Source organism: Streptomyces sp. NPDC001415 (assembly GCF_053597395.1).
Genome location: NZ_JBSFIE010000051.1, coordinates 23,768 through 39,395 on the forward strand (window position 1 = coordinate 23,768; position 15,628 = coordinate 39,395).

A 15,628-nucleotide genomic window follows, 5' to 3' on the forward strand; every position below is an offset into this window, starting at 1 on the left:
CTGCGGGTTGGGGCGGGGCGGGGTGAGCCGGGGCGGCGGGGCGGGGTGAGCCGGGGCTTCGCCCCAGACCCCGGGAGGCCCCTCCCTAGTCCGGCCACCGCCGTACAACCCAGCGCCACGCCAGTTCCAGCACCCCCGACGCCACCACCGCAATGCCGACGGCAGTCCACGGCATCACCGCCCCCACCAGCTTCAACGCGAAGAAGTGCTGCAACCACGGCACCGCGAGCACCAGCAGGAACGCCACCCCCATGGACACGACCAGCGCGATCCGCCACCACGTGTACGGCCGGGCGATGATCGCCAGGACCCACATCGAGACCAGGAACAACGTCAACGTCGTGACGCTCGTTTCCGCGTCCAGCTCGCCCGGCCCCGTGTAGTACGCCCGCGCGATCATGTACGTCACGAACGTGGCCACCGCCGCGATGACCCCGCTGGGAATCGCGTACCGCATCACCCTTCGCACGAAGTGCGGTTTGGCGCGCTCCTTGTTGGGGGCCAGGGCCAGGAAGAACGCCGGGATGCCGATGGTGAAGGTCGAAAGAAGCGTCAAGTGGCGTGGCAGGAAGGGGTATTCCACCTGCGAGCACACCACCAGGACCGCCAGCAGGACCGAGTACACCGTCTTCGTCAGGAACAGCGTCGCGACCCGCGTGATGTTGCCGATCACTCGTCGGCCCTCCGCCACCACCGAAGGGAGCGTGGAGAAGCTGTTGTTGAGCAGGACGATCTGGGCGACGGCTCGTGTCGCCTCCGAGCCCGAGCCCATGCTCACGCCGATGTCGGCGTCCTTCAGCGCCAGGACGTCGTTCACGCCGTCGCCGGTCATCGCCACCGTGTGGCCGCGCGACTGGAGGGCGGCCACCATGTCGCGCTTCTGCTGGGGGGTGACCCGGCCGAAGACCGCGTTGGAGTCGAGGACGTCGGCCATCTCGGCCTGGTCGGCGGGGAGTTGGCGGGCGTCGACCGTGTTGGCCGCGCCGGGCAGGCCGAGCTTCCCGGCCACCGCGCCGACGGACACCGCGTTGTCGCCGGAGATGACCTTGGCCTTGACGTTCTGCTCCTCGAAGTAGCGCAGGGTGTCGGCGGCGTCGGGCCGCAGCCTCTGTTCGAGGACGACCAGTGCGCTGGCCTTGGCGTCGGAGGCGATGTCGGGGTCGTCGAGCTCGCGCGATGCCCGGGCGAGCAGCAGGACACGCAGGCCCTTCTCGTTGAGCGCGTCGATCTCCGCCAGCGCCGGGTCGCCCGGCTTCAGGAGGACGTCGGGCGCGCCCAGCAGCCAGGTGCTGTTCTCGCCGTCGCCCTCGCTGAATGCGGCGCCGCTGTACTTGCGGGCCGAGGAGAACGGCAGCGACTCGGTGCAGCGCCACACCTCGCTGTCCGGGTAGGCGTCGATGATCGCCTGGAGGGAGGCGTTGGGGCGCGGGTCGGACTCGCCGAGCGCGCCGAGCACTTTGCGTACGTACGCCTCGTCCGAGCCGTTCAGGGGGCGCAGCTCCGTGACGTCCATGCCGCCCTCGGTGAGCGTGCCCGTCTTGTCGAGGCACACCACGTCGACGCGGGCCAGGCCCTCGATCGCGGGCAGTTCCTGCACCAGGCACTGCTTGCGGCCGAGCCGGATGACGCCGATCGCGAAGGCGACCGAGGTCAGCAGGACGAGCCCTTCCGGGATCATCGGCACGATGCCGCCCACGGTGCGGGCGATGGAGTCCTTGAAGTTGTTGTCCTTGACCACGAGCTGGCTGATGACGAGCCCGAGCGCGGTGGGGATCATCATCCATGTGACGTACTTGAGGATGGTGGAGATGCCGCTGCGCAGCTCGGAGTGGACGAGGGTGAACCGGCTCGCCTCTTCCGCCAGTTGAGCGGCGTACGCCTCGCGGCCGACCTTGGTGGCGGTGAACGCGCCGCCGCCCGCGACCACGAAGGCGCCCGACATCATCTTGTCGCCGGGTTTCTTGAGGACGGGGTCGGCCTCGCCGGTCAGGAGGGACTCGTCGACCTCCAGGCCGTCCGCCTCGACCGCCTCGCCGTCCACCACGATCTTGTCGCCGGGCCCCAGCTCGATGACGTCGCCGAGCACGATCTCGGAGGTGGAGATCTCGGCGGTCCGCCCGTCGCGCCGCACCGTCGGCTTGGCCTCGCCTATGACCGCGAGCCCGTCCAGGGTCTTCTTGGCGCGCATCTCCTGGATGATGCCGATGCCGGTGTTGGCGATGATCACGAAGCCGAAGAGGCTGTCCTGGATCGGCGCCACGACCAGCATGATCGCCCAGAGCACGCCGATGATCGCGTTGAACCGGGTGAAGACGTTGCCGCGGACGATCTCCGCGGTGGACCGGCTGCTGCGGACCGGGACGTCGTTGACCTCGCCGCGCGCCACCCGTTCGGCGACCTCGGCCGTCGTCAGCCCGCCGGCCCGGCCCGCCGGGGCGGGGCACTTCACGGGATGGACGGGGTCGAGTTCCGCCCCGGCGTCGATGTTGGCGCGCTGCGTCATGATTTCGACGGTACGGGGGGAATGGGCGCTTCACCTGCCGGGACGGCCGAACATCCGACCCTGGGAGGAGACGGATGGTCCTCTGGCGGTACGAGGGTCCCGGGAGTTACTGACTTTCGGCTCTTGCGTCCCGCTCGATGTCGGCCGCCTGTTGTGCGGCGTGCCGCTTGATCGCCGCGTCGCGGCCGCGGACGTACCAGATGCCGATGAGGCCGAGGCCGCCGCCGGCCAGGCAGGTCCACACCCACCACAGGTGGCCGTGGTCGTCGAACCAGCCGTAGAAGGGGAGCTGGACGAGGAAGAGGACGAACCAGAGGATCGTGCCGCCGGTGATGGTGGCGACCACGGGGCCCTCAAGGGGCTCCGGCGCCTCGTGCTGGGGTGTCCACTTCGCCATGCGATCAGTGTAGGGCGCGGCTATTCGCGGAAATCCTGACTACGCCCTGTGCAGTCGGCCCTTGGGTCTACGCGCGGAGATGGTGATCTTCGACTTATGTATTCATACTGAAACGGCTTACGGCTGACTCATTCTGTTCGTTAAAACGTCCAAAGAAGTTCGGGTACGTGCCGTTTCCCCGCCCCTTCACGACTGAGGTTCCGCATGCCCTCCTCGGCCCCCGACAAGGTCGACGCCGCAGCTCAGCCGCCGGCACCCGCCACGCCGACCAACGGCCTGGACCGCTACTTCAAGATCTCCGCGCGGGGCTCCACCCTCGCCCGTGAGATCCGTGGTGGATTCGCGACCTTCTTCGCGATGGCGTACATCATCGTGCTGAACCCGATCATTCTCGGCAGCGCGAAGGACATGTACGGTCACCAGCTCAACGGTGGGCAGCTGGTCACCGCGACCGTGCTGACCGCGGCCTTCACCACGCTGCTCATGGGCGTCATCGGCAATGTGCCGATCGCGCTCGCGGCGGGGCTCGGCGTCAACACCGTCGTCGCGCTCCAGCTCGCGCCCCGGATGAGCTGGCCGGACGCCATGGGGATGGTCGTCCTGGCCGGCTTCGTGGTGATGCTCCTGGTCGCGACCGGTCTGCGCGAGCGCGTCATGAACGCGGTGCCGCTCGGCCTGCGCAAGGGCATCGCGATCGGCATCGGCCTGTTCATCATGCTGATCGGCCTGGTCGACTCGGGCTTCGTCTCGCGCATCCCGGACGCCGCGCACACCACCGTGCCGCTCGAACTCGGCGGCAACGGGCACCTGCTCGGCTGGCCGGTCCTGGTCTTCGTCCTCGGCGTGCTGCTCACGCTCGCGCTGATGGTCCGCAAGGTGCCGGGCGCGATCCTGATCTCCATCGTGACGATGACCGTCCTCGCGATGATCATCAACGCGGTGGCCAAGGTGCCGTCCTGGGGCCTGACCACCCCGAAGTGGCCGGGCAACCCGGTCGCCAGCCCGGACTTCGGGCTCGTCGGCCAGGTCAGCCTCTTCGGCGGGTTCTCCAAGGTCGGCGTCCTGACCGGCGTCCTCTTCGTCTTCACCGTGCTGCTCTCGACCTTCTTCGACGCCATGGGCACGATCATGGGCATCAGCGACGAGGCGGGCCTGACCGACGAGGACGGCTACATGCCCGGCATGAACAGGGTCCTGTTCGTCGACGGCATCGCGGTCGCGGCGGGCGGCGCCTCGTCCTCGTCCGCCACCACCTGCTTCGTGGAGTCCACGGCGGGCGTCGGCGAGGGGGCGCGGACCGGCTTCGCGAACGTGGTCACCGGCGGTCTCTTCACCGTCGCCCTCTTCCTGACCCCGCTCGCCACGATGGTGCCCTCCCAGGCCGCGACCCCGGCGCTGCTCGCGGTCGGCTTCCTGATCCTGTCCGGCTCGATCAAGGAGATCGACTGGGCGGACTGGACGATCGCCATCCCGGCCTTCGTGACGATGCTGATGATGCCGTTCACGTACTCGATCACCAACGGCATCGGCATGGGCTTCATCACCTTCACGGTGCTGCGCCTGGTGGCCGGGCGCGCACGCGAGATCCCCATCGCGATGTACATCGTCGCGGCGGTGTTCGGCTTCTACTACCTGATGCCGGCGCTGGGACTCACGTAGCGATCAGCCCCATCGGCGGGGCGCTTCACGCCGCCCCGTAGAACTTCTCCGTCTCGTCGACCGCCGCTTTGAAGCGTTCGTCGAAGTCGTCGCGAATGAGCGTCCGGACCACATAGTCCTGGACGCTCATTCCGCGTTTCGCGGCATGCTGTCTGAGCCGTTCGAGCAGCTCACCGTCCATCCGCAGGCTGAGCACGCTGGTCCCCATGGAGCGAGGGTCGCCGCCCGTCGGGGCGTCGCGCGTCACTTTCCGCGGGCTTCTCACTCGTTCGGGTGAAGTGTGGCGCGATGTCGCCGGTGTGGCGCTGGACACCCGGGCTTAACCCGGTGGTATTTAGCCAGAGTAATGAGTTATTCTAACGAACATGTCTGACCTGCCCCACGGCAGCGGCGAGGACGCCGCCGCCGTGAACTCCCTGCGCTCGGCCGTCATGCGGCTGGGCCGGCGCCTCAAGCACCAGCGCGTCGACGAATCGCTCAGCCCGACCGAGATGTCGGTGCTCGGCACCCTGGCCCGTTGCGGCTCGGCCACCCCCGGTGAGCTGGCCCGCAAAGAGCACGTACAGCCGCCGTCGATGACCCGCATCGTCGCGCTGCTTGAGGCGAAAGGCCTGGTCAGGCTGGAGCCGCATCCCGATGACCGCCGGCAGAAGGTGGTCAGCCAGACCGAAACCGCCGAGGCGATGCTCGAAGAGAGCCGCCGAAAGCGCAACGCCTGGCTGGCTTCCCTCGCGGAAGGCCTGGACGAGGACGAGTGGGCGAAGCTGCGCGCGGCCGCCCCGGTCCTGGAGAAGCTCGCACACCTGTAAGGCGCATAGCTAGGAGGCGAACCCTTTTTGAGTACGGGAACCGGATCACCATCCGCCCCCGCACCTACCCCTACCTACAACAAGCGCGGTGGGGGGATGTTCTCCTCACTCGCGGTCCGCAACTACCGGCTGTTCTTCTCCGGCGCCATCGTGTCCAACATCGGCACCTGGATGGCCCGGATCACCCAGGACTGGCTGGTCCTCACACTCACCGGCTCCTCCGTGGCGGTGGGCATCACCACCGCCATGCAGTTCCTGCCGATGCTCCTGTTCGGCCTGTACGGCGGCGTCATAGCCGACCGGTTCGCCAAGCGGAACATCCTGTTCGTGACGCAGGCGGCGATGGGCCTCGGCGGACTGTTCCTCGCCGTGATGACCCTGTCCGGTCACGTCCAGGTGTGGCACGTCTACCTGACGGCCTTCTTCACCGGCCTGGTCACCGTCGTCGACAACCCGACCCGGCAGTCCTTCGTCTCCGAGATGGTCGGACCCGACCGGGTGCGCAACGCGGTCAGCCTCAACTCGGCGAACTTCCAGTCCGCCCGGCTCGTCGGCCCCGCCGTCGCGGGCGCGGTCATGGCGGCCGTCGGACCCGGCTGGGCGTTCCTCGCCAACGGCTTGTCCTTCACCGCCCCGCTGCTCATGCTGACGCTGATGCGGACCAGGGAACTCCAGCCGACCAAGCTCGCCCCGCGCGGCAAGGGCCAGCTGAAGGAAGGCCTCGCCTACGTCTCCGAGCGGCCCGAGCTGATCTGGCCGATCGTCCTGGTCGGCTTCGTCGGCACCTTCGGGTTCAACTTCCCGATCTGGCTGAGCGCGTTCGCCTCCGACGTCTTCCACGGCGGCTCCGGCATGTACGGCGTGTTCAACAGCCTGATGGCGATCGGCTCGCTGATCGGCGCGCTGCTCGCGGCCCGGCGGTCCTCCACGCGGCTGCGGATGCTGGCGCTCGCGGCGTTCCTGTTCGCGGTGCTCGAACTCCTCGCGTCGGCCGCCCCCGGCCTCGGCGTGTTCATGGCGCTGCTCATCCCGGTCGGCATCCTGGGCCTCACGGTGAACGTGACTGCCAACGCCTCGGTGCAGATGGCCACCGACCCCGAGATGCGGGGCCGGGTGATGAGCCTGTTCATGATGGTCTTCACCGGCGGCACCCCGCTGGGCGGCCCGCTCTTCGGCTGGCTGACCGACGTCTACGGCGTCCGCGTCAGCCTCGCGCTCGGCGGTCTCATCTGCGGCGCCGCGGCGATCGGCGTGGGCCTGATGCTGGCCCGCGCGGCCAACCTGCGCCTGAAGGTCGACGTACGGCCCGGCCACCGGCACCTCGAATTCGTCCCGAGGAACCCCGCCCTGGTGACGGCCGCCTGACGGCACGCGGAACGTGAACGGCCCGGCCCCCGAACGCGGGGGCCGGGCCGTTCTGCCTGCGTAGCGGGGCTCAGAACCTGCCTGGCCGGGCTCAGAAGATGTCGCTCATCGCCCAGTTCCAGTCCTCGTGGCCGTCTCCCAGGGCGCCCTTGCCCGTGCCCGGGTACGTCGTGAGTTCGCGGTCCGACTTGGCGAGGAGGTCGGGCGCGTTCCAGGCGAGGCCGTCCAGTACGTCGCCCACGCACAGCAGCGTCGGGTACTTCTGCCAGCCCCCGCTGCCGATCAGGACCCGGTGGCCGAAGCCGCCGTGCCCGTCGCCGGGGTAGCGCCACAGCCTGCCCGAGGTGTCGTTGGCGACGACGTCGCCGTGCCCGTCGCCGTCGAGGTCGCCCGTGCCGGTGAACGTCAGCGTCGAGCTCCAGCCGGTCCCGAGGCCCTTGCGGTGGCCGAAACCGCCGTGGCCGTTGCCCGGGTACAGCCAGGCGTGCCCGGACTTGTCGACCGCCATGAGGTCGACGTGCCCGTCGCCGTCCAGGTCGCCCACGGGCGCGAAGTGCCGCATGCCGGCCCAGCCGCCGCCCAGGCGCGAGCGCTTGCCGAGGCGGCCGTCGCCCTTGCCGGGGTACAGCCACAGCACGCCCGCCCTGTCCCGGGCGAGCACGTCCTCCTTGCCGTCGCCGGTGAGGTCGCCGTGCCGGGCCAGCGTCATGCCGTTCCAGCCGCGGCCGAGGTAGGTGCCGTTCCCGTCGCCGTCCAGGAAGTAGAGGCTGCCGTTCCAGTTGCGCTGGAGGAGGTCGGCCTGGCCGTCGCCGTTGAGGTCGCCGAAGGGCAGCGCCTTCGCGTCCTGGCCGTCACCGGAGTTCCAGTCGGAGTACTCCTTGCCCGACTGGCACTCGCGCAGCGTCCGGCCCCAGCGGAACGAGCTGTTCTCGTCCTTACGGGGCTTCGCGCCGTGCGGCGGGGTGGGCTTCGCCGGTGGGGTGCCTATGCCAGGACCGGAGAGGTACATGTCGCGGCCCGGGTCCAGGTACTGGAACTCCGCCGGGCTCCACATGCACGAGAAATCGCCCCCCGAGCGGTTGTAGACCGCCGGCGCGTCGTTGTCCCACGGCTCGGCGGAGGCCTGCGGACCGGCGTACGCGTCCATCGGGGCCCGGTTGTCGGCGTGGTCGAAGACGCAGAACTTGCCCACCGGGCAGTGGTCGAAGCCGACGGAGGCGTCGGCCGGGGCGACCGCGGTCACGGTGAACCCCACGACGGCGGCAGCCGTCGCCAAAACGGTGCGGATGGTGAGCCGCATGGATGATTTCCCCCCAGGGAAGCCGGGGCCGGGGCCCCGCACAGACGAGCGACGGGATCCTACGCCCGCCCCTTCGGCGGCTCCGCACAGGGTGCCGATCTTGATTGACTGTCCCCATGCGCCTCTTCGCCGCCGTACTTCCCCCAACGTCGGCCATCGACGAACTCGGCCGCGCCGTACGGCAGTTGGAAGGCCTGCCGGGCGCGCGGCGGCTGCGCTGGACCGGGCGCGAGGGCTGGCACCTCACCCTCGCGTTCATGGGCGAGGCCGACGAGGCGGTCCTGGACGAACTGCACGAACGGCTGCGCAGGGCGGCCCGCCGCACCGACCCGTTCCAGCTGCGGTTGCACGGCGGCGGCCGCTTCGACGGGCGTGCCCTGTGGGCCGGCGTCGCGGGCGGCCTCGATCAGCTGCGGCTGCTCGCCGAACGCGCGGACGCCGCCGCCCGCCGCTCCGGCATCCCGATGGACCAGCACCGCCGCTATGTGCCGCACCTCACCCTGGCGAGATCCCGGGCGCCGCTGGACCTGAAGCCGTACGTCGACAGCCTCGCCGCGTTCGAGGGCAGCCCGTGGCAGGTCGGCGAGTTGGCCCTGATCCGCAGCAGCCTCCCGAGCGGCGGCACCCCCGGAGAGCGGCCCCGCTACGAGGCGGTCGCCCACTGGCCGCTCGGCGGAGGCGGTTAGGCTCAAGGGGTGGATCCCAAGACCAGGAACCGGATCATGGCCGGTGTGCTCGTGCTGATGTTCGTCGTCGTGGCGGTGGCGGCCGCCGTCCGCTGACCGCGACCGCCCCCTCTCGTACAGCCGGTACGACCCTCATGCGGCTCGTACGGCTCGTAGGCCGGCTCTCGTACGTTTCGTACGGCCTACCAGGCGAAGGCCTCCGGGGACGGCCCCGGGCCCGGGAAGATGTCGTCGAGGGCGGTCAGGAACTCCTGCGGCAGGTCGAGTTCGACCGCTCGCAGCGGCGCGTCCAGCTGGTCCGCCGTGCGCGGGCCGACGATCGGGCCCGCGACGCCCGGCCGGGTGAGCAGCCAGGCCAACGCCACCTCGGCGGGGTCGAGGTCGTGCTTGGCGACCAGGTCCTCGTACGCCTGGACCCGCTCGCGCACGCCCGGCTTCGCGAGCGTCTGGGCCGCGATGCCGCCCTGGGAACGCGAACCCGAGCCCTCGCGCTCCTTGCGCAGGATGCCGCCGAGCATCCCGCCGTGCAGCGGCGACCAGGGGATCACCCCGAGCCCGTAGTCCACGGCGGCGGGGATGACCTCCATTTCGGCGCGGCGTTCGGCGAGGTTGTAGAGGCACTGCTCGCTGACCAGGCCGAGGCGTCCGGTGCGGGCGGCGGTCTCGTTGGCCTGGGCGATCTTGTAGCCGGGGAAGTTGGACGACCCGGCATAGAGGATCTTGCCCTGGGTGATCAGGACGTCGACGGCCTGCCAGATCTCCTCGAAGGGGGTCAGGCGGTCGATGTGGTGGAACTGGTAGACGTCGATGTAGTCGGTGCCGAGCCGCCTCAGTGAAGCCTCGACGGAGCGGCGGATGTTGACCGCCGAGAGCTTGTGGTGGTTGGGCCAGGGCTCGCCGGCCGTCATGTTGGCGTACATCTTGGTGGCGAGGACGGTCTTGTCGCGCCGGTCGCCGCCCTGGGCGAACCAGCTGCCGATGATCTCCTCGGTACGGCCCTTGTTCTCGCCCCAGCCGTACGCGTTGGCGGTGTCGAAGAAGTTGACGCCCGCGTCGAGCGCGGCATCCATGATCGAGTGGCTGGCGGCCTCGTCGGTCTGCGGTCCGAAGTTCATCGTCCCCAGGACGATCCTGCTCACCTGGAGACCCGTGCGTCCGAGCTGCGTGTACTTCATGGGAATCAAGCCAACGTCTTCGAGCGCGCTCAAGGCAAGGGGCCCGGCCGGGACTTCCTGCCCCGTCTCTCGCCGTACCCGCGTACGTGACTACCAGGTGAAGGCCTCCGGGGAGGGGTCAGGACCGGGGAAGGTCTCGTCGGGGGTGGCGCAGTCAACTGCCCAGCCAGCTGGACGCGTCGAGGCGGAAGGCATCCGGCGGGACGGCGGTGCGCAGCGAGGCTTCGAGCTCGCGCAGCCGGTCGCGGCCCAGCGTTTCGGCCCAACTCGCCCGCAGGTCCTCGAAGATGGCCGCCGACCGGGTGAGCGCGTCCAGGCCGTGCGGGGTGAGCCGGACCAGTTTGCGGCGGGCGTCGGCGGGGTCGTCGGCGCGCTCCGCGTAGCCGAGTGCGATGAGGCGGTCGACGGTCTTGCCGGCCGCCTGCTTGGAGACGCCGAGCCGCCGCCCGATCTCGCTGGCGGTGGACCCGGGCAGCCCGATGGCCTGGAGCGCGAAGCCGTGGGCCGGCCGGATGTCCGGGTGCCCCTGGCGCGCGAGTTCGGCGTGCAGCCGGTCGATGAGCGAGCGGAAGCCGGCGAAGAGGAGCAGGGGGAGTTCGTATCCGGGCGCGTCGGGGCGCGGCGCGGGGCGGCCCGGGGGCGTGGCGGGGCCGTTGTGGGCACCCGGATCCGCCGATGTGCCGTTGCGCGAATCGACAACCTGGTTTACCTTTTTTTCGTCAACCACGTTGTCCATTCTAGATCCGGGGCCGCGCTGCGGGCGGGCTCCGGGCCCGTACGGAAAGTGGAGTCGCCCGATGTTCACCGAGCACACCCTGTTCACCGAGCACACCCTGGAATCGGCCCCGGCCGCCTCGCGCAAGTCGATGGAGATGACCATCCGCCACCTGGGCCGGCTCACCCCGCCGGTCGCGCGGCTCGCCACGTCCCCGCACCTCCTGGACGGCTTCCTCAAGCTGAGCGGGATCTTCGAGCAGACCACCCTGGAGCCGGTGGCCCGCGAGGTCGTCATCATGGCGGTGGCCGTCCGCAACGAGTGCCACGTCTGCGTGGCCATGCACGCCGGCAAGCTGCGCGCGCTGGGCGCCGACGAGGGCCTGGTGACCGCCCTGCACGAGCAGCGCCCACTCGCCGACCCGAAGCTGGACGCCGTACGCCGCTTCACGCTCGCGGTCCTGGCGAAGGCCGGCGGAGTCGAGGACGAGACCGTCAAGGACTTCCTGTCGTACGGGTACACCGAGCGGAACGCCCTCGAAGTGGTCCTCGGCATCGGCACCTACACGATGTCCACCTTCGCCAACCGCCTCACGGGCGCGGGCCTGTGAGGCGTCAACTCACGGTATTCGTACGCTACTTGGCGCCAACCGGGCTGATGTAGGTGCCCGGGTGGGTGGCCCCGTCCTGGAGCAGGACCGAGGAGAAGTCCCAGGGCAGGGTGTGGGAGTGGGCCTCGTTCGGCGGGGTGATCACGATGCTTTTCGGCTTGAACTCCTGACCGTCGCCCTTGTTGAACGGCAGGTAGAAGATGTTGAAGGTGGTCGTGGCGTTCGGCCGTACCGTGACCGTCTTCGGGGTCTCGGCGGTCCCGCGCGTGAGCGACCACTTGGTCGCGCCGCCGACCAGGTCGACCCCCGGGTAGCCCTTCATCTCGCAGGCTTTGGCGCCCTTGTTGGTGAGCGTGATGGTGACGGTTCCCTGCGAACCCTTGGACTGGGCGCCGCTGCCCGGGGCGACGGCGAAGCCGAGCTGGGAGGTCAGGCAGTGGTTGCCGCCGGTGCCGGCGCCGGTTCCGGTGCCCGCGTTCGTGCCGCCGCCGGTGCTGCCGCCGGAGGGGGCCATGGTGCGGCCGCCGTCGCCGCCGGGAGAGCTCGTGCCGGTGGCGCTGCCGCTCGGGGTGTCGGTGGCGACCTTGCCGGAGCCGCTGTCGCTGCCGCAGGCGGTCAGGGTCAGGCCGGCGACGAGTACGGCGGTCGCGGCCAGGGAGGTGGTACGCAGGCGCAACACGGCGATCCTTTCGGTCGTTGTCGGTTCGGGTGCCCAGCGGGCCCGCTCTCAAGCGGAACTCTGCTGTACTCCCGCGCGCCGGGCACCTTCTGGACGTCCCGTACCGCCAGACGGTTCCACTGCCTTCCGGTGCTTACTAGGCCGGCGCGCCGGAGTTTGTCCACAGGCTGTGGGCGGCTCGGGCGCGGCCCGCGTTTCGTGGTTCCGTTCGATTGCTGGGACGATCGTGAGCGAGGCGCGTGGACGAGGTGCGGGCGGATTCGAACTCGTCCGTTCGCCATTCGCTCATTCGGCATTCGTAAGGAGACAGTTCCATGGCAGTGGGGCACGTCGCGGTGACCTGGCCGTACGGACTCGGGGCGCTGTGATGGAGGCCGTGGACCGCGCGTTCGCGGCGGCGCTGTACATCGAGGGCGACGCGGCTCTCGACGCCGGCGCCTCGCTGCTGGCCGCCGCACCGGACGCGGATGCCGAACTCGCCCTGCGGGGGCGGGAGTTCGTGCGGCGCGCCTGGGACCGGGGGTGGCAGCCCGCCGATGTCGTGCGGATCGTACGGCGCGACCTGGACGAGCCGCACGTACGCATCCTGGGTGGGCTGATCCGCGACGAGCTCGGGCGTTACGAGCGGCTGCCCGCGCGGTGGCAGGGGCAGCTGGACGAGCTGCCGGGCGAGGCCTGGCGCGCGGACCGCTTCTCGTACGCCACCGCCGTACTTGAGCTGTACCGGCTGCTGCTCGGGCTGCCCGCGATCGAGCCGGCCGGGCCCGCGCCGGGAGCGTCGGTGCTCGGGCCTCCGGTGCACGGCGAACCCAAGACACTGGCCCGCATCCGCGCGCTGCTCGCGAAGGCCGAGGCGACCGGGTTCCCCGAGGAGGCGGAGGCGCTCAGCACCAAGGCGCAGGAGCTGATGGCGCGGCACAGCGTGGACGAGGCGCTGCTCGCCGGGCGCGGGCCGGGCGGCGAGGTGCCCGGGGCCTGCCGGATCGGGGTGGACGCGCCGTACGAGACGGCCAAGGCGATCCTGCTCGACGCGGTCGCGTCCGCGAACCACTGCCGGGCGGTGTGGAACGCGGAACTCGGCTTCTCGACGGTGGTCGGTTTCGAGGGCGACCTGGAGGCGGTCGAGCTGTTGTACACCTCGCTGCTCGTGCAGGGCACGGCGGCGATGACGAAGGCGGAGGCCGCGCAGCGGGCGGGCGGACGCAAGCGCACGAAGACGTTCCGCCAGTCCTTCCTGCTCGCGTACGCGGGGCGGCTCGGCGACCTGCTGGCGGCCACCGCCCGCGATGTGGAGGCGGAGTTCGGGAGCTCGCTGCTTCCGGTCCTGGCGACGCGGGAAGTGGCGGTCGCGGGGCGGGCGGAGGAGATGTTCCCCCGGACGGTGTCCACGCGAGTGCGGGGCGTCTTTGACGAGTCGGGCTGGCGCGACGGCCGCGCGGCGGCGGACCGCGCCCACCGGGGTCGCATGCGCGGCTTGCAGGGCGGGAGCTGAGGGGCCCGCCCGCCTGGGGCGGAGCCCCGGCGCGTCCCGCCGGGCTACCCTCGGGATCATGAGCTGGCTTCGGGCGCTGAGGGAGACCGCCCGCTCGGGGCTGACGGTCGAGCGGCGGCGGCTCGAACCGCTCGTCGCCCTGCGCGGCGCGGCCGGCCTCGCCATCGTCGTCGGGATCAGCCTCAGCCTCTTCGGCGCCTCCGTCGCCGCAAGCTCCGCGTTCGGCGCGTTCCAGGGCGCCATCGCCACGTACCAACGCAGCTGGCGCCCAAGACCCGCCCTCGCCCTCGCCTCGGGGCTTTCGCTCGCGATCTCCACCTTCCTCGGCTACCTCGTCGGCACCCACTCCCCGTTCTTCCTGGTGCTGCTCGCGCTGTGGACGTTCATGGCGGGCCTCGCGTGGGCCGTAGGCCCGACCGTCGGGGTCATCGCATCCTCGAACGTGGCGATCATGCTGGTCACCGTCACGCTGCCGAGTTCGCTCGTCGAGGCCGCCGGCCACGCCGGGATGATCGCGTTCGGCGGGGTCGTCCAGGCCGCCCTGGTCGTCCTTTTCCCGATCCGCAGATGGGGCGCCCAGCGTGACGCGCTCGCCGATGCGCTCGCCGCGGAGGCCGACTACGCGCGCCGGCTGCGGCACGACCCGGTCGCCCCCTTCGACCCGCAGCCCCTGATGACCGCCCGGCTCGCAGCCGCCGTCACTCCGCGCGAGGCCCGCCGCCGCCCCGCCGAACTCCACGGCGCCCGGGGCGTCGCCGAGCGGATCCGGCCGGTGCTCGCCTCGCTCGCCGACCCGTCGCTCGGCGTGCCCGAGGAAGGCGTCGAACGCGACCGGGTCCGCGAGCTGCTCGCCGCCGCCGCGACCGTCCTCGACGGGGCCGCCCGGGCCATCCGGCACGGCGAGGCCCCCGTCATCCCGCCCGCCGCCGAGGCCGCGCTCGCCACCCCCGACACCGGCGCCATCCTCAACGGCCCCGCCCGCCGCGCCGCCGCCCGGCTCACCGCGCTGCTCGCGGACGTCGTCGAAACCGCCCAGGGCAGCGGCACCGGCGCAGGAGCGGCACCGCTCCTGCGTCCCACTCTGCCGCGCCTGGTCCCGCTCGCCCTGCGCACCATGCGCGACGAGCTGGGCCGCCACCGCTCACCGGTGTTCCGGCACGCGGTACGGGTCTGCGCGGTGGCGGCGGCGGGCTATCTGCTGGGCCACGTCCTGCCGTTGGGCCACGGCTACTGGGCGCCGATGGCCTCCGTGATGGTGATGCGCCCGGACTTCTCGCTCACGTACGCCCGCGCGGTCGCCCGGTTCGGCGGCACCCTCGTCGGCGTCGCGCTCGCGACCGGCATCGTCCAGCTCACCCACCCCGACACGGGTCTGTCCGCCGCCATCGCGGTGACCTGCGCGTTCCTGGCGTACCTGCTGATGCGTACGGGCTATGCGGTGCTGAGCGGCTGCGTCTCCGCGTACGTCGTGTTCCTGCTCGGCATGGGCGGTCTCCAGTGGACGCAGACCGTGCCCGACCGGGTGTTCCTGACGCTGCTCGGCGGGGCACTCGCGATGATCTCGTACGCCGTCTACCCGGCCTGGGAGACGCCCCGGCTTCGCACCCGGCTCGCCGACTGGCTCGCCGCCAACGGCCGTTACGCCTCCGCCGTCGTCGCCCACTACGCCGACCCGGGCCGCGGCCCGGGCGAGATCCGCCAGGCGCTCCTCGATACGCGCGCGGCCCGCATCGCCTGGCAGGAGGCGCTCGACAAGGCCACCCACGAGCCGGTGCGGCACCGGGGCCTGTCGCGTGCGGCGGCCGAGGAAGCCGACCACGCGCTCAGCCAGTTGGGGCGTACGGCCATGCTGATGGAGGCGCATCTGCCGGACCGGGACGCGGTGCCGGTGCCGGCCGCCGCGAAGCTCGCCGAGGCGCTGCGCGACGCCACCGAGCAGGGGGCGAAGGCGGTGCGCGAGCGGCGGGTGCCGCGGTGGGAGGAGGTCGAGCAGGCCCTGGCCGCCTGGGACGGCGAGGGTGTGCCCGACCGCGTGGTGCGCAGAGGGGCCGGTCTGGTCGTGCACTGCCTCGACGACCTGACCGACGCCCTCACCATGCCCAAGTCGCCTTAGAGCCTGTGTCTAAACCCCGCCCGGGCCCGGGGCGTCTGGCACGCACGCTCGCGGCGTTGCCGAAACGCCCTAGTAGCTCCGCTACGAGGACCTTCCGGCGCCTTGCGATCGCACGCACCAGACGC

The 15,628-nt window shown here is 71.0% G+C and carries 14 protein-coding genes; 7 read left to right on the top strand and 7 right to left on the bottom strand.

Annotated elements, in window-relative coordinates; genetic code table 11:
* Nucleotides 1-85: 85 nt before the first annotated feature.
* Both ACWC2B_RS35845 and ACWC2B_RS35850 read right to left on the bottom strand, forming a co-directional pair.
* Nucleotides 86-2,503, bottom strand: a complete 2,418-nt coding sequence (locus ACWC2B_RS35845; protein ID WP_450724172.1) for a cation-translocating P-type ATPase — start codon at nt 2,501-2,503, stop codon at nt 86-88.
* 106 nt (nt 2,504-2,609) lie between these two features.
* On the bottom strand, nt 2,610-2,900 hold the full coding sequence (locus ACWC2B_RS35850) for a DUF2530 domain-containing protein (RefSeq protein WP_450724174.1): 291 nt from the start codon (nt 2,898-2,900) through the stop codon (nt 2,610-2,612).
* Nucleotides 2,901-3,104: 204 nt separating this feature from the next.
* Between ACWC2B_RS35850 and ACWC2B_RS35855 the strand changes: the two genes are divergently transcribed.
* On the top strand, nt 3,105-4,559 hold the full coding sequence (locus tag ACWC2B_RS35855) for an NCS2 family permease (protein ID WP_450724176.1): 1,455 nt from the start codon (nt 3,105-3,107) through the stop codon (nt 4,557-4,559).
* 25 nt (nt 4,560-4,584) lie between these two features.
* Here the strand turns inward: ACWC2B_RS35855 and ACWC2B_RS35860 are convergent, their stop codons facing one another.
* A complete protein-coding gene (locus tag ACWC2B_RS35860) occupies nt 4,585-4,767 on the bottom strand; it encodes a ribbon-helix-helix protein, CopG family (protein WP_450724178.1) in 183 nt (60 codons plus the stop codon).
* Between the two features lie 157 nt (nt 4,768-4,924).
* Here ACWC2B_RS35860 and ACWC2B_RS35865 point away from each other — a divergent pair, with 157 nt between their 5' ends.
* Both ACWC2B_RS35865 and ACWC2B_RS35870 read left to right on the top strand, forming a co-directional pair.
* Nucleotides 4,925-5,368 carry a MarR family winged helix-turn-helix transcriptional regulator gene (locus ACWC2B_RS35865; RefSeq protein ID WP_450724180.1) on the top strand — a complete coding sequence of 148 codons (444 nt, stop codon included), beginning with the start codon at nt 4,925-4,927 and terminating at the stop codon, nt 5,366-5,368.
* Nucleotides 5,369-5,395: 27 nt separating this feature from the next.
* Nucleotides 5,396-6,733, top strand: a complete 1,338-nt coding sequence (locus ACWC2B_RS35870; RefSeq protein WP_450724182.1) for an MFS transporter — start codon at nt 5,396-5,398, stop codon at nt 6,731-6,733.
* Nucleotides 6,734-6,824: 91 nt separating this feature from the next.
* On the opposite strand, the gene ACWC2B_RS35875 is transcribed toward ACWC2B_RS35870, so the two are convergent.
* The gene (locus tag ACWC2B_RS35875) at nt 6,825-8,033 is read right to left on the bottom strand and encodes an FG-GAP repeat domain-containing protein (RefSeq protein WP_450724184.1); all 1,209 of its coding nucleotides are present in this window, start codon (nt 8,031-8,033) and stop codon (nt 6,825-6,827) included.
* Nucleotides 8,034-8,149: 116 nt separating this feature from the next.
* Here ACWC2B_RS35875 and thpR point away from each other — a divergent pair, with 116 nt between their 5' ends.
* Nucleotides 8,150-8,719, top strand: a complete 570-nt coding sequence (gene thpR, locus ACWC2B_RS35880; protein WP_450724186.1) for an RNA 2',3'-cyclic phosphodiesterase — start codon at nt 8,150-8,152, stop codon at nt 8,717-8,719.
* A 182-nt stretch (nt 8,720-8,901) separates the two neighbouring features.
* On the opposite strand, the gene ACWC2B_RS35885 is transcribed toward thpR, so the two are convergent.
* Both ACWC2B_RS35885 and ACWC2B_RS35890 read right to left on the bottom strand, forming a co-directional pair.
* Entirely contained in the window at nt 8,902-9,894 is a 993-nt protein-coding gene (locus ACWC2B_RS35885; protein ID WP_450724188.1) for an aldo/keto reductase, read from the bottom strand.
* Nucleotides 9,895-10,048: 154 nt separating this feature from the next.
* A complete protein-coding gene (locus ACWC2B_RS35890; protein WP_450724190.1) occupies nt 10,049-10,630 on the bottom strand; it encodes a MarR family winged helix-turn-helix transcriptional regulator in 582 nt (193 codons plus the stop codon).
* A 61-nt stretch (nt 10,631-10,691) separates the two neighbouring features.
* Here ACWC2B_RS35890 and ACWC2B_RS35895 point away from each other — a divergent pair, with 61 nt between their 5' ends.
* The gene (locus tag ACWC2B_RS35895) at nt 10,692-11,219 is read left to right on the top strand and encodes a carboxymuconolactone decarboxylase family protein (RefSeq protein ID WP_450724192.1); all 528 of its coding nucleotides are present in this window, start codon (nt 10,692-10,694) and stop codon (nt 11,217-11,219) included.
* A gap of 25 nt (nt 11,220-11,244) precedes the next feature.
* Here ACWC2B_RS35895 and ACWC2B_RS35900 read toward each other — a convergent pair whose 3' ends face one another.
* Nucleotides 11,245-11,898, bottom strand: coding sequence for a DUF4232 domain-containing protein (locus tag ACWC2B_RS35900; protein ID WP_450724194.1), 654 nt, complete (start codon nt 11,896-11,898; stop codon nt 11,245-11,247).
* A gap of 367 nt (nt 11,899-12,265) precedes the next feature.
* Here ACWC2B_RS35900 and ACWC2B_RS35905 point away from each other — a divergent pair, with 367 nt between their 5' ends.
* Nucleotides 12,266-13,390 (top strand): DUF2786 domain-containing protein, encoded by a 1,125-nt coding sequence (locus ACWC2B_RS35905; RefSeq protein ID WP_450724196.1) that lies wholly within the window; start codon nt 12,266-12,268, stop codon nt 13,388-13,390.
* Nucleotides 13,391-13,448: 58 nt separating this feature from the next.
* Nucleotides 13,449-15,503: an FUSC family protein gene (locus ACWC2B_RS35910; RefSeq protein ID WP_450724198.1), complete on the top strand. Its 2,055-nt coding sequence runs from the start codon at nt 13,449-13,451 to the stop codon at nt 15,501-15,503.
* Nucleotides 15,504-15,628 lie beyond the last annotated feature (125 nt).